Annotated in this window: 11 protein-coding genes; 10 read left to right on the top strand and 1 reads right to left on the bottom strand. The window is 73.2% G+C overall.

Features of this window, described 5'->3' with window-relative positions; all coding sequences use genetic code 11:
- The first annotated feature begins 110 nt into the window (after positions 1 to 110).
- Positions 111 to 392, top strand: a complete 282-nt coding sequence (locus ACIQD7_RS16640; RefSeq protein WP_017237029.1) for an HU family DNA-binding protein — start codon at positions 111 to 113, stop codon at positions 390 to 392.
- 210 nt (positions 393 to 602) lie between these two features.
- On the opposite strand, the gene murA is transcribed toward ACIQD7_RS16640, so the two are convergent.
- Positions 603 to 1,949, bottom strand: coding sequence for a UDP-N-acetylglucosamine 1-carboxyvinyltransferase (gene murA, locus ACIQD7_RS16635; protein WP_121830820.1), 1,347 nt, complete (start codon positions 1,947 to 1,949; stop codon positions 603 to 605).
- A gap of 277 nt (positions 1,950 to 2,226) precedes the next feature.
- On the opposite strand from murA, the gene ACIQD7_RS16630 reads away from it, so the two are divergent.
- The 9 genes from ACIQD7_RS16630 to ACIQD7_RS16590 all read left to right on the top strand — a co-directional run bounded on the left by ACIQD7_RS16630 (position 2,227) and on the right by ACIQD7_RS16590 (position 13,118).
- Complete coding sequence (locus tag ACIQD7_RS16630) at positions 2,227 to 2,787, top strand: YqgE/AlgH family protein (RefSeq protein ID WP_402442264.1); 561 nt, start codon at positions 2,227 to 2,229, stop codon at positions 2,785 to 2,787.
- 51 nt (positions 2,788 to 2,838) lie between these two features.
- Positions 2,839 to 3,129: a DUF3039 domain-containing protein gene (locus ACIQD7_RS16625; RefSeq protein WP_071267549.1), complete on the top strand. Its 291-nt coding sequence runs from the start codon at positions 2,839 to 2,841 to the stop codon at positions 3,127 to 3,129.
- A 311-nt stretch (positions 3,130 to 3,440) separates the two neighbouring features.
- On the top strand, positions 3,441 to 4,745 hold the full coding sequence (locus ACIQD7_RS16620) for an extracellular solute-binding protein (protein ID WP_402442261.1): 1,305 nt from the start codon (positions 3,441 to 3,443) through the stop codon (positions 4,743 to 4,745).
- Positions 4,746 to 4,750: 5 nt separating this feature from the next.
- Positions 4,751 to 5,707 carry a carbohydrate ABC transporter permease gene (locus tag ACIQD7_RS16615; protein WP_402442259.1) on the top strand — a complete coding sequence of 319 codons (957 nt, stop codon included), beginning with the start codon at positions 4,751 to 4,753 and terminating at the stop codon, positions 5,705 to 5,707.
- Positions 5,704 to 6,552, top strand: coding sequence for a carbohydrate ABC transporter permease (locus ACIQD7_RS16610; protein ID WP_402442257.1), 849 nt, complete (start codon positions 5,704 to 5,706; stop codon positions 6,550 to 6,552). Before ACIQD7_RS16615 ends, ACIQD7_RS16610 begins: the two co-directional genes overlap by 4 nt.
- A 4-nt stretch (positions 6,553 to 6,556) precedes the next feature.
- Complete coding sequence (locus ACIQD7_RS16605) at positions 6,557 to 8,200, top strand: beta-N-acetylhexosaminidase (RefSeq protein ID WP_402442255.1); 1,644 nt, start codon at positions 6,557 to 6,559, stop codon at positions 8,198 to 8,200.
- 246 nt (positions 8,201 to 8,446) lie between these two features.
- On the top strand, positions 8,447 to 9,322 hold the full coding sequence (locus ACIQD7_RS16600) for a xanthine dehydrogenase family protein subunit M (RefSeq protein WP_030209964.1): 876 nt from the start codon (positions 8,447 to 8,449) through the stop codon (positions 9,320 to 9,322).
- Positions 9,319 to 10,797 carry a (2Fe-2S)-binding protein gene (locus ACIQD7_RS16595; RefSeq protein WP_402442253.1) on the top strand — a complete coding sequence of 493 codons (1,479 nt, stop codon included), beginning with the start codon at positions 9,319 to 9,321 and terminating at the stop codon, positions 10,795 to 10,797. Before ACIQD7_RS16600 ends, ACIQD7_RS16595 begins: the two co-directional genes overlap by 4 nt.
- Entirely contained in the window at positions 10,794 to 13,118 is a 2,325-nt protein-coding gene (locus tag ACIQD7_RS16590) for a xanthine dehydrogenase family protein molybdopterin-binding subunit (RefSeq protein ID WP_121830812.1), read from the top strand. The genes ACIQD7_RS16595 and ACIQD7_RS16590 overlap by 4 nt, the downstream gene beginning before the upstream one ends.
- The last annotated feature ends 15 nt before the right edge of the window (positions 13,119 to 13,133 follow it).

Genomic DNA, 13,133 nt, shown 5'->3' with positions numbered 1-13,133 from the left:
GGTCCGGGGACTGTCCGAGGGCCCTGGCAGCATCGGCTTCGCTGTACCCAATCGCGCGGCTTCCGCCGCGTGGCACGCCTCACAGGCAAGAAGAACACGGGAGTAACAACATGAACCGCAGTGAGCTGGTGGCCGCCCTGGCCGACCGCGCCGAGGTGACCCGCAAGGACGCCGACGCCGTGCTGGCCGCTCTCGCCGAGACCGTCGGTGAGGTCGTCGCCAAGGGCGACGAGAAGGTCACCATCCCCGGCTTCCTGACCTTCGAGCGCACCCACCGTGCCGCTCGCACCGCTCGTAACCCGCAGACCGGCGACCCGATCAACATCCCGGCCGGCTACAGCGTGAAGGTCTCCGCGGGCTCGAAGCTCAAGGAAGCCGCCAAGGGCAAGTAAGCGGCCTGGAGGCGCAGAAAGGGCGGCCACCCCGGTCACGGGGTGGCCGCCCTTTCGTTCGCCCGCCAGAACGCCCCGTACGGCCCCGTGGGCCCGCCCGGGGCGTCGTGGAGCCCCGTGCGGCCCGTACAGACCCCGGAGGACCCCCGAACGGCCGTACGGCCCCACGCGCGTGCGTGGAGCCGTACGGTACGGAGGAGCGCGGGGCCGCTAGACCAGCGCGCTGCCCGGCAGCTCGACCTTGGCGCCGAGCTCGATCAGCTTCTCCATGAAGTTCTCGTAGCCGCGGTTGATCAGCTCGATGCCGTGGACCCGCGAGGTGCCCTGGGCCGCGAGCGCCGCGATCAGGTACGAGAAGCCGCCGCGCAGGTCGGGGATGACCAGGTCGGCGCCCTGCAGCCGGGTCGGGCCGGACACGACCGCCGAGTGCAGGAAGTTCCGCTGGCCGAAGCGGCAGTCGGAGCCGCCCAGGCACTCGCGGTACAGCTGGATGTGCGCGCCCATCTGGTTCAGCGCGGAGGTGAAGCCGAGCCGCGACTCGTACACCGTCTCGTGGACGATGGAGAGGCCGGAGGCCTGCGTCAGGGCCACCACCAGCGGCTGCTGCCAGTCGGTCTGGAAGCCGGGGTGCACGTCCGTCTCCAGGGCGATCGCGTTGAGCGAGCCGCCCGGGTGCCAGAAGCGGATGCCGTCGTCGTCGATCTCGAAGGCGCCGCCGACCTTCCGGTACGTGTTGAGGAAGGTCATCATCGAGCGCTGCTGCGCGCCGCGCACGTAGATGTTGCCGCCGGTGGCCAGCGCCGCCGACGCCCAGGAGGCCGCCTCCAGGCGGTCCGGGAGCGCCCGGTGGGTGTAGCCGTCGAGCTTGTCGACACCGGTGATCCGGATGGTCCGGTCGGTGTCCATGGAGATGATCGCGCCCATCTTCTGCAGGACGCAGATCAGGTCCTCGATCTCGGGCTCCACGGCCGCGTTCGACAGCTCGGTGACGCCCTCGGCGAGCACCGCCGTGAGCAGCACCTGCTCGGTCGAGCCGACCGAGGGGTACGGCAGCCGGATCTTGCAGCCGCGAAGGCGCTGCGGGGCCTCCAGGTACTGCCCGTCCGCCCGCTTCTCGATGGTCGCGCCGAACTGGCGCAGCACGTCGAAGTGGAAGTCGATGGGCCGGCCGCCGATGTCGCAGCCGCCCAGGCCCGGGATGAAGGCGTGGCCGAGGCGGTGCAGCAGCGGGCCGCAGAAGAGGATCGGGATGCGGGACGAGCCGGCGTGGGCGTCGATGTCGGCGACGTTCGCGGACTCGACGTGCGTCGGGTCGAGGACGAGCTCGCCGGGCTCGTCGCCCGGACGGACCGTCACTCCGTGCAACTGGAGCAGTCCGCGGACCACGCGGACGTCACGGATGTCGGGCACGTTGCGCAGGCGGCTGGGGCCGCTGCCGAGCAGAGCGGCGACCATCGCCTTGGGCACGAGGTTCTTCGCGCCGCGGACGCGGATCTCGCCCTCCAGCGGGGTGCCGCCATGGACGAGCAGTACATCGTGGCTGTCTGTGCCGGTCATGAATCTCGCGTTCCGGAAGTGGGTCCGACGGGTGGCCAGTGAAAAGGGTAAGGGGCCATGGAACCTCGTTCGGATGCTCCGGGGGACCTCTCAGACGTAATGAATTCGGCACAACACCCTCTGTTCGCGTGATCTTGCGGAGCGTCACCGTCCGGTTGCCCCGGCGGGCCGGCCGCGCCGCCCGGCCCCGTCCCCTCTGAACTGCGGCGGTCCCCGACTTCCCGCGTTCGCGCCCGACGGGCCACGCGGAGGCCGAAGATGCGGGATCATGTCTCGCATGACCGAGGTGTCCTCGCTCACAGGACGGCTGCTCGTGGCCACCCCCGCCCTCGCGGACCCGAATTTCGACCGCGCGGTGGTGCTGCTGCTCGACCACGACGACGAGGGCTCGCTCGGCGTGGTCCTCAACCGGCCCACGCCGGTCACCGTCGGTGACGTCCTCGCCTCCTGGGCGGACCTCGCCGGCGAGCCCGGCGTGGTCTTCCAGGGCGGTCCCGTCTCGCTCGACGCGGCCCTCGGCGTCGCCGTGATCCCCGGCGACGAGGGCCCGCTCGGCTGGCGGCGGGTGCACGGGGCGATCGGCCTGGTCGACCTGGAGGCCCCGCCCGAGCTGCTCGGCCCCGCGCTCGGCTCGCTGCGGATCTTCGCCGGGTACGCGGGCTGGGGCCCCGGCCAGCTGGAGGACGAGCTCGGTGACGGGGCCTGGTACGTGGTCGAGTCCGAGCCCGGCGACGTCTCCTCGCCGCGGCCCGAGGCGCTCTGGCGGCAGGTGCTGCGGCGACAGCGCGGCGAGCTGGCGATGATCGCGACGTATCCGGACGACCCGTCCCTCAACTGACGGCGACCCGTCCCTCAACCGAGGGCCCGGCTTTCAGTACCCTTGGCGGTTATGAGCACTCTCGAGCCCGAGCGCGGGGCAGGTACGGGGACCCTCGTCGAGCCGACGCCGCAGGTGTCCCACGGTGACGGCGACCACGAGCGCTACGCCCATTACGTCCAGAAGGACAAGATCATGGCGAGCGCCCTGGACGGCACGCCCGTCGTGGCGCTGTGCGGAAAGGTCTGGGTGCCGGGGCGCGACCCCAAGAAGTACCCGGTCTGTCCGATGTGCAAGGAGATCTACGACTCCATGGGCGCCGGCGGCGACAAGGACAAGGACAAGGGCGGCAAGGGCAAGTAAGTCAGGTCCCGCCGTCGGGGCGAGCCGGTGACGGCCCCCGTCGTGCGTGCTTCGGCGCGCGCGACGGGGGCCGTTCCGTTTTTCCGGGCCCCTCCGGGCTCCTCCGGCCGGACGCGGCGGGCGCCGTTCCGTTTTTCCGGCTCCTCCCGGAGCGTCCCCGTTGCGCAGGGTGCTTTCGCCGGTCACGGAGTGGTTGAGGTGGTCGAGACCTCTTGTCGGCCCGCCCGGAGTCCGCCTAGCCTCACGCGTGTTGTGCAGCGCGAAACGCTCATTGCACATGCTGCAACGCACGCACCTGGAGGGGATCCGCCATGAAGCTTCCTGCCCCCATCACCGCCACGGCCGCCGCACTCCTGCTGGCCGGCCTGACCACCACCGCCTGCGCGCCCCAGACCTCCGACGGGAAGGCCACGACGGACGAGAAGAGCGGCACCCTGCGCGTCTGGCTCTTCCAGGAGGTGAGCAACAAGCCCAAGGAGCAGGCCGTCGAGCAGGCCGTCGCCGCCTTCGAGAAGCGCAACCGGGGCGCGAAGGTCGAGGTCGAGTACATCCCCGTCGAGACCCGCGCCCAGCGCGTCAAGGCCGCCTTCAACGACCCCGAGTCGGCCCCCGACCTCATCGAGTACGGCAACACCGACACCGCCGGATACGTCAAGGACGGCGGCCTCGCCGACATCAGCGCCGAGTTCGCCGCCTGGGACGAGGCGAAGGACACCGACGCCACCGCCCGCCAGTCCGTCACCGTCGGCGGCAAGGTCTACGGCGCCCCCTTCTTCGTCGGCATCCGCGCCCTCTACTACCGCACCGACGTCTTCGGCGAACTCGGCCTGAAGGCCCCCAAGAGCCAGGCCGAACTCGTCGAGACCGCCAAGAAGATCCGCAAGGCCAGGCCCGAGCTGTACGGCATCGCCGTCGGCGGCGCCTACACCTACGGCGCCATGCCCTTCGTCTGGGCCGCCGGCGGTGAACTCGCCACCGCGCACGGCGACTCCTACAAGGCCGCCATCAACAGCCCCGACGCCCTCAAGGGCATCACCACGTACACCTCGCTCTTCGGCGACGACAACTGTCCGGCCGCCAAGTGCGCCCAGATGGGCGGCAACGCCACCGTCACCGCCTTCGCCTCCGGCAAGGCCGGCATGGCCATCGGCGGCGACTTCAGCCACGCGGCCGTCGAGGCCGGCACCGTGAAGGGCAAGTACGCCGTCGTCCCGCTGCCCGGCACCACCCCCGGCTCCATCGCCCCCGCCTTCGCCGGCGGCAACAACATCGGCGTCCTCAAGAGCAGCCCGCGCCGCACCCTCGCCGTCGACCTCCTCAAGTCCCTCACCGGCAAGGAGACCCAGGGCCGGCTCTTCGACGCGATGGGCTTCCTGCCCACGTACACCGACACGCGCGCCGCCGCCGCTCAGCGGCAGCCCTTCGTGAAGCCCTTCACCGACACCCTCGCCGCCGGCACGAAGTTCGTCCCCGCGTCCCCCGGCTGGGGGCAGATCGACGCCTCCCTCGTGCTGCCCACGATGTTCCAGGAGATCGTCAGCGGCCGTAAGGACGTCAAGGCGGCGGCGGACGACGCCGCGAAGAAGATGGACGCGGCCTTCGCGCCGGCCGGCTGATCCGCATGACCACCCAGCTCACCCCGCCCGTCGAGAAGCGGCCCGCCGCGGCCCCGGGCCCCGCCCCCGGGGCCCGCGGCCCCCGGCGCCCCGGCGCCTGGACCCCCTGGCTGTACCTGCTGCCCGCCCTCGTCGTCCTCGGCGCGCTCCTCGTCTATCCCGTCTACCAACTGGGCCTGATCTCCTTCCTGGAGTACACCCAGGCCCAGGTCAGCGGCGGCGAACCCACCTCGTTCCAGGGGTTCGGGAACTACGCGACGCTCTTCTCCGACCCCCAGTTCTGGCAGGTCCTCCTCGCCACCGTCGTCTTCGCCGCCGCCTGCGTCGTCACCACCCTCGCCGTCGGCTGCGCCCTCGCCGTCCTCCTCACGCGGGTGCGCGCCCTGCCCCGGCTCGTCCTGATGACGGCCGCGCTCGGCGCCTGGGCCACCCCCGCCGTCACCGGCTCCACCGTCTGGGTCTTCCTCTTCGACCCCGACTTCGGCCCCGTCAACCGGCTCCTCGGACTCGGCGACTTCTCCTGGACGTACGGGCGGTACAGCGCCTTCGCCCTCGTCCTCCTCGAAGTCGTCTGGTGCTCCTTCCCGTTCGTGATGGTCACCGTCTACGCGGGCATCCGCGCCGTCCCGACCGAGGTCCTGGAGGCCGCCGCCCTCGACGGCGCCTCCCAGTGGCGGATCTGGCGCTCGGTCACCGCGCCGATCCTCCGGCCCATCCTGGTCGTCGTCACGATCCAGTCGATCATCTGGGACTTCAAGCTCTTCACCCAGATCTACGTGATGACGAACGGCGGCGGCATCGCCGGCCAGAACCTCGTCCTCAACGTGTACGCCTACCAGAAGGCCTTCGCCTCGTCCCAGTACAGCCTGGGCTCGGCGATCGGCGTCGTCATGCTGCTGATCCTGCTCGCCGTGACGCTCGTGTACCTCCGCCTGCTGCGACGCCAGGGAGAAGAACTTTGAGCGCATTCCGGATCCCGGGCGTCCGGCGCCCCGGGCGGCTCGCCGCCGAGGCCGGTGCCCTGCTCGTCGCCGCCGCCGTCGCCTTCCCGCTGTACTGGATGGTGCTCTCGGCCTTCAAGCCGGCCGGCGAGATCCAGTCCACGGACCCGCGCCCCTGGACGCTCTCGCCGTCCCTGGACTCCTTCCGGCGGGTCTTCGAGCAGCAGGACTTCGGGCGCTACTTCCTCAACTCGCTGATCGTGGCGGGCACGGTCGTCCTCGCCTCCGCGCTCATCGCCTTCCTCGCGGCGACCGCCGTCACCCGGTTCCGGTTCCGGTTCCGGACGACGCTCCTGATCATGTTCCTGGTCGCCCAGATGGTGCCCGTCGAGGCCCTCGCCATCCCGCTGTTCTTCCTCATGCGGGACCTCGGCCAGCTCAACACCCTCGGCTCGCTGATCCTGCCGCACCTCGCGTTCTCCCTGCCGTTCGCGATCTGGATGCTGCGCGGCTTCGTCCGGGCGGTCCCCGAGGCCCTGGAGGAGCAGGCGCAGATCGACGGCGCGAGCCGCACCCGGTTCCTGTGGCAGATCCTCTTCCCGCTGGTCTTCCCCGGCCTGGTCGCCACCAGCGTCTTCTCGTTCATCTCCACCTGGAACGACTTCCTCTTCGCGAAGTCGTTCATCATCAGCGACACCTCGCAGTCGACCCTCCCCATGGCCCTGCTCGTCTTCTTCAAGCCCGACGAGAACGACTGGGGAGGCATCATGGCAGGCTCGACCGTGATGACCGTCCCGGTGCTCGTCTTCTTCGTACTCGTACAGCGCCGCCTGGTCTCGGGACTCGGCGGGGCGGTGAAGGACTGACGCGATGACCGATTCCACGGACCTGATCCCCGCGCCCCTGTCAGCCGGGCGGCGGGGGAGCGGCCCCGGGCACGTCACGCTCGACGGGCGGACCGTCCTGGACGCCGGACCCGGCACCGAGGGCACCGCCCGCTGGCTGCGGGCCGCCCTGGGCGCCGCCACGGGGCTGCCGCTCCCCGACGGGACGGGGGAGCGCGCCGTACGCCTCCGGATCAGCGAGGAGGTGGCGCGGGAGCACGGCCCCGAGGGGTACCGGCTGACCACCGAGGACCCCGGAGCCGCCGTCCTCGTCGAGGGCGGCGGCCCCGCCGGGGTGTTCTGGGGCGCCCAGACCCTCCGCCAGCTCCTCGGCCCCGACGCGTACCGCCGGGCGCCCGTGACGGACCGGGCCGCGACCCTCCCGCACACCACCGTCGAGGACCGGCCCCGCTTCGGCTGGCGCGGCCTCCTCCTCGACGTCTCCCGGCACTTCACGCCCAAGGACGACGTCCTGCGCCTGCTCGACCTCCTCGCCGCCCACAAGCTCAACGTCTTCCACTTCCACCTCACCGACGACCAGGGCTGGCGCATCGAGATCGAGCGGCACCCCCGGCTCACCGGGGTCGGCTCCTGGCGGGCCCGCAGCAAGTGGGGCCACCGGGCCTCGCCGCTGTGGACCGACACCCCGCACGGCGGCTTCTACACCCGGGACGACATCCGCGAGATCGTCGCCTACGCCGCCGAGCGGCACATCACCGTCGTCCCCGAGATCGACCTCCCCGGTCACTCGCAGGCCGCCATCGCCGCCTACCCCGAACTGGGCAACACGGACGTCGTCGACACCGCCGCCCTCACCGTCTGGGACACCTGGGGCGTCAACCCCAACGTCCTCGCCCCCACCGAGGAGGTCCTCCGCTTCTACGAGGGCGTCTTCGAGGAGGTCCTGGAGCTCTTCCCGTCCCCCTTCGTGCACGTCGGCGGCGACGAGTGCCCCAAGGACCAGTGGAAGGCCTCCCCGGCCGCCCAGGCCCGCATGAGGGAGCTCGGCCTCGCCGACGAGGACGAGCTCCAGTCCTGGTTCATCCGCCACTTCGACCGCTGGCTCGCCGCCCGGGGCCGCCGCCTGATCGGCTGGGACGAGATCCTCCAGGGCGGCCTCGCCGAGGGCGCCGCCGTCTCCTCCTGGCGCGGCTACGGAGGCGGGATCGCCGCCGCCGAGGCGGGCCACGACGTCGTCATGTGCCCCGAGCAGCACGTCTACCTCGACCACCGCCAGGCGCCCGGCGAGGACGAACCGGTGCCGATCGGATACGTCCGCACCCTGGAGGACGTCTACCGCTTCGAACCCGTCCCGCCCGGCCTCTCCGAGGAGGCCGCCGCCCACATCCTGGGAACCCAGGCCAACGTCTGGACGGAGGTCATGGAGAACCGCTCCCGCGTCGACTACCAGGTCTTCCCCCGCCTCGCCGCGTTCGCCGAGGTCGCCTGGTCCGCGCTCCCCGCCCCCGAGGAGCGCGACTACACCGGTTTCGAGCGCCGCATGGACACCCACTACCGGCGCCTGGACGCCCTCGGCGTCGACTACCGGCCGCCCGCCGGACCCCTGCCCCGGCAGCGGCGCCCCGGGATCCTCGGCAGGCCCCTGGAGGGAACGCCCCCGAACGTGTGAGGCCCTCCGCACCCCCGTCACCCGGGAGCGGCGAACCCCGCCGCCCAAGAGCGGCGAAACGGAACTCCCCGCCGCTCCCGGGACGTCCCGGACGGAACAGTCCTTCGCGGACCCTCGCGCCGGACGGCTCGGAAGATGTGCCAGAGTTGCCACGTCCGGCCTGTGAGCACGTACGGTACGCCCACACGCAGGCGCGACGGCCGGGCACAGTCGGGGACCGCCGGGACACCGGGAAGGGGCAGCGGGTTGACCACGCACGCACCACAGACGGCGCAGGCCGTGACGCTGCCCGCCTCGCTCGACGAGGCCGTGGCGGCGCTCACGGCCATGCCGGCAGCCGTCCCCGTCGCCGGCGGCACCGACCTCATGGCCGCCGTCAACAAGGGCCAGCTCAGGCCCGCCGGACTCGTCGGCCTGAGCCGCATCAACGAGATCCGCGGCTGGCAGTACCAGGACGGCCACGCCCTCCTCGGCGCCGGCCTCACCCACGCCCGCATGGGCCGCCCCGACTTCGCCGCCCTCATCCCGGCCCTCGCCGCCGCCGCCCGCGCCGCCGGACCGCCGCAGATCCGCAACGCCGGCACCCTCGGCGGCAACGTCGTCACCGCCGCGCCCACCGGCGACTCGCTGCCCGTCCTCGCCGCCCTGGAGGCCGACCTCGTCGTCCTCGGGCCGCTCGGCAGCCGCGAGATCCCCGTCTCCCACCTGCTCGCGGGCCGCGACCTGCTCGCCCCCGGCGAACTCGTGGGCTTCGTCCGGGTCCCGCTGCTCCACGCCCCCCAGGTCTTCCTCAAGGCCACCGGCCGCACCGGCCCGGCCCGCGCCACCGCCTCCGTCGCCGTCGTCCTCGACCCGGCCCGGCGCGGGGTGCGCTGCGCCGTCGGCGCCGTCGCACCGATGCCGCTGCGCCCCCTGGAGGCCGAGCGCTGGATCGCCTCGCTGGTGGACTGGGACAACGACCGGGGGCTCGCGCCGGAGGCGCTGACGGCGTTCGGCGAGTACGTCGCCGCCGCCTGCATCCCGGACCCGCAAGGGGGCGAACAGCTGCCCCCGGCCGTACTGCACCTGCGGCGCACCGTCGCCGCACTCGCCCGACGGGCACTGGGGAGGGCACTCGCGTGAGCAGCGACGAACAGCAGGGCAACCAGGGCGGCTGGGAGCCGATCCCGCAGAGCGAGGGGTACGACGGCGACGCGACCGCCTTCGTGCAGCTCCCGCCGGACTTCATGCTGGACGGCGTGCCCCTGGAGGCGCCCGGCCACGGCTACGTGCCGCCGATGATCACCCCGCTCCAGCCGCTCGCCCCGGCCCCGGAGACCGACCCGGCGGCCACCGGCGGCTGGCCGGTCCACCCGCCGGTCGAGGCGGAGCCGGTACGGCCGTACTTCGACCAGGCGCAGGGCCGCGGCTACGAGCAGGACCGGGGCTACGAGCAGGAGCACGTCCAGGGGTACGAGCAGGACCGCGGCTACGAGCAGTCCCAGGGGTACGAGCAGCCGCAGGACTTCGAGCGGGACCGGAGCGGCTTCGAGCGGGAGCAGGGCGGCTTCGAGTACTTCGAGCAGCAGGGCGAGCCCTTCGACCCGTCCGGGTACGGCGATCCGGACCCGCACGCGACGGCCGAGTGGCACTTCGCGGAGACGGCGGAGCACGCCCCCGAGCCCGCTCCCGCCCCCGAGCCCGGCCCCGGTGACACCGGACAGTGGCAGATCCCCGCCGAGGCCCCGGCGACCCTCCCGGGCGGCGCGCCCGCGCCCTGGGCGCTCCGGGAGGAGCCGGAGCCCGAGGCCGTCGAGGAGACGGCTCCGGAGGCCGTACAGGACGCTCCGGACGCCCTCGACGCCCCCGAGGCTGACCCGGCTCCGGAAGAGGCCCCCGAAGCCGCGCAGGACGCCCCCGAAGCGGACCTCCCCGAAGCGGATCCCGCCCCCGAGACGGACGCCGGTCTCCGCGCGGAGACCGTCCTCGACACGGACGTTCCCGACCCCGTGCCCCCCGTCCCGGCGGAGGTCCACGCCTCCACCGACAGCGACGAGCACCCCCACACCTCGTACACCCTCCGGGTCAACGGCGTGGACCGGCCCGTCACCGGCTCCTGGATCGGGGAGTCGCTGCTCTACGTCCTGCGCGAGCGCCTCGGGCTCGCCGGGGCCAAGGACGGCTGCTCGCAGGGCGAGTGCGGCGCGTGCAACGTGCAGGTCGACGGCCGGCTCGTCGCCTCCTGCCTGGTCCCCGCGGCGACCGCCGCCGGGAGCGAGGTGCGGACGGTCGAGGGCCTCGCGGTCGACGGCGAGCCCTCGGACGTGCAGCGGGCCATGGCCAGGTGCGGCACCGTCCAGTGCGGCTTCTGCATTCCCGGCATGTGCATGACCGTGCACGACCTCCTGGAGGGCAACCACGCCCCCACCGAACTGGAGACCCGCCAGGCGCTCGCCGGCAACCTGTGCCGCTGCTCCGGCTACCGGGGCGTCCTCGAAGCCGTACGGGACGTCGTCGCCGAGCGCGAGGCCGGGGCCGCCGCCCACGCGCCCGAGAGCGCCGACGAAGCCCGCATCCCGCACCAGATCCCGCACCCGCACGACGGAGGCAAGGCGTGAGCAGCGACGCGACCACCGCCGTTCCCACGGCCACGGTCACGGACGTCCCCGGACCCCTCGGACAGGAGCCGGCCGCCCACGGCCTCGGCGCCTCGCTCCCGCAGGCCGAGTCCCGCGCGAAGACCGAGGGCACCTTCCCGTACGCCTCCGACCTGTGGGCCGAGGGCCTGCTCTGGGCCGCGATCCTGCGCTCCCCGCACCCGCACGCCCGGATCGTCTCCGTCGACACCTCGGCCGCCGCCGCCATGCCGGGCGTGCGGGCCGTGGTGACGGCCGCCGACGTGCCGGGCGCGGCCACCTACGGGCGCCGGGTCGCGGACCGGCCCGTCTTCGCCTCCGACCTGGTCCGGCACCACGGCGAGGCCCTCGCGGCCGTCGCCGCCGACCACCCCGACACGGCCCGGCTGGCCGCCGCCGCGATCAGCGTCGAGTACGAGGTCCTCGAACCGGTCACCGACCCGGAGAAGGCCTTCGCGGCCGAGCCGCTGCACCCCGACGGGAACCTGATCCGGCACATCCCGCTCCGCTTCGGCGACCCGGAGGCGGCCGGCGAGGTCGTCGTCGAGGGCCTCTACCGGATCGGGCGCCAGGACCCGGCGCCGATCGGCGCCGAGGCCGGTCTCGCCGTGCCCCGCCCCGACGGCGGCGTCGAGCTGTACACGGCCTCCACCGACCCGCACACCGACCGGGACCTGGCCGCCGCCTGCTTCGGCCTGACGCCCGACCAGGTCAAGCTGGTCGTCACCGGCGTCCCCGGCGCCACCGGCGACCGCGAGGACCCGGGCTTCCAGATCCCGCTGGGCCTGCTCGCGCTGCGCACCGGCTGCCCGGTCAAGCTCACCGCCACGCGCGAGGAGTCGTTCCTCGGCCACGCCCACCGCCACCCCACCCTGCTGCGCTACCGGCACCACGCCGACGCGGAGGGACGCCTGGTGAAGGTGGAGGCGCAGATCCTCCTCGACGGCGGCGCGTACGCCGACTCCTCGTCCGAGTCCCTCGCGGCGGCCGTGGCCTTCGCCTGCGGCCCGTACGTCGTCCCGCACGCCTTCGTCGAGGGCTGGGCCGTCCGCACCAACAACCCGCCGTCCGGCCACGTGCGGGGCGAGGGCGCGATGCAGGTGTGCGCCGCGTACGAGGCGCAGATGGACAAGCTCGCGGCCAAGCTGGGCGTGGAACCGGCCGAGCTGCGGATGCGGAACGTCATGGCGACCGGCGACATCCTGCCCACCGGCCAGACGGTCACCTGCCCGGCCCCGGTCGCCGAACTGCTCTCCGCCGTACGGGACTTCCCGCTTCCCCCGCTGCCCAAGGACACCCCCGAGGGCGAGTGGCTGCTGCCCGGCGGCCCCGAGGGCGCGGGCGAACCCGGCGCGGTGCGGCGGGGCGTGGGCTACGCGCTCGGCATGGTCCACATGCTCGGCGCCGAGGGCACCGACGAGGTCTCGACGGCGACCGTGCGGGTCGTGGACGGGACGGCGACGGTCATCTGCTCGGCCGTGGACACCGGTTCGGGCTTCGCCACGCTCGCCCGCCAGATCGTGCAGGAGACCCTCGGCATCGACGAGGTGCACGTCGCGCCCGTCGACACCGACCAGCCGCCCGCCGGACCGGCCGCCCACGGCCGGCACACCTGGGTCTCGGGCGGGGCCGTCGAGCGGGCCGCGAAGATGGTCCGCACCCAGCTCCTCCAGCCGCTCGCCCACAAGTTCGGCATGTCGACCGAACTGCTCCAGATCACCGACGGCAAGATCACCTCGTACGACGGGGTCCTGTCGACGACGGTCACCGAGGCGCTCGACGGCAAGGAGCTGTGGGCCACCGCCCAGTGCCGCCCCCACCCCACCGAGCCCCTGGACGACGCGGGCCAGGGCGACGCCTTCGTGGGCCTCGCGTTCTGCGCGATCCGCGCGGTCGTGGACGTGGACGTCGAACTCGGCGCCGTACGGGTCGTGGAGATGGCCGTCGCCCAGGACGTCGGCCGGATCCTCAACCCGGCCCAGCTCGCCACCCGCATCGAGGCGGGCGTCACCCAGGGCGTCGGCGCGGCCCTCACGGAGAACCTGCGCACCGCCCGGGGCCTGGTCCGCCACCCCGACTTCACCGGCTACGCCCTCCCGACCTCGCTCGACGCCCCGGACATCCGGATCGTGAAGCTGGTCGAGGAGCGCGACGTGGTGGCCCCCTTCGGCGCCAAGGCCGCGAGCGCCGTCCCCGTCGTCACCTCGCCCGCCGCGGTCGCGGCGGCGGTCCGCGCGGCCACCGGCCGCCCGGTCAACCGCCTCCCGATCCGCCCCCAGGCGGCCGTCGCGGCGCCCCAGTAGGACCCGCCGGGGCCC

This window comes from Streptomyces sp. NPDC093071 (assembly GCF_044754545.1).
In the GTDB taxonomy this organism is placed as follows: domain Bacteria; phylum Actinomycetota; class Actinomycetes; order Streptomycetales; family Streptomycetaceae; genus Streptomyces.
The sequence above is the reverse complement of the archived record's forward strand: the minus strand, read 5'-3'. Positions and strand labels throughout refer to the sequence as shown.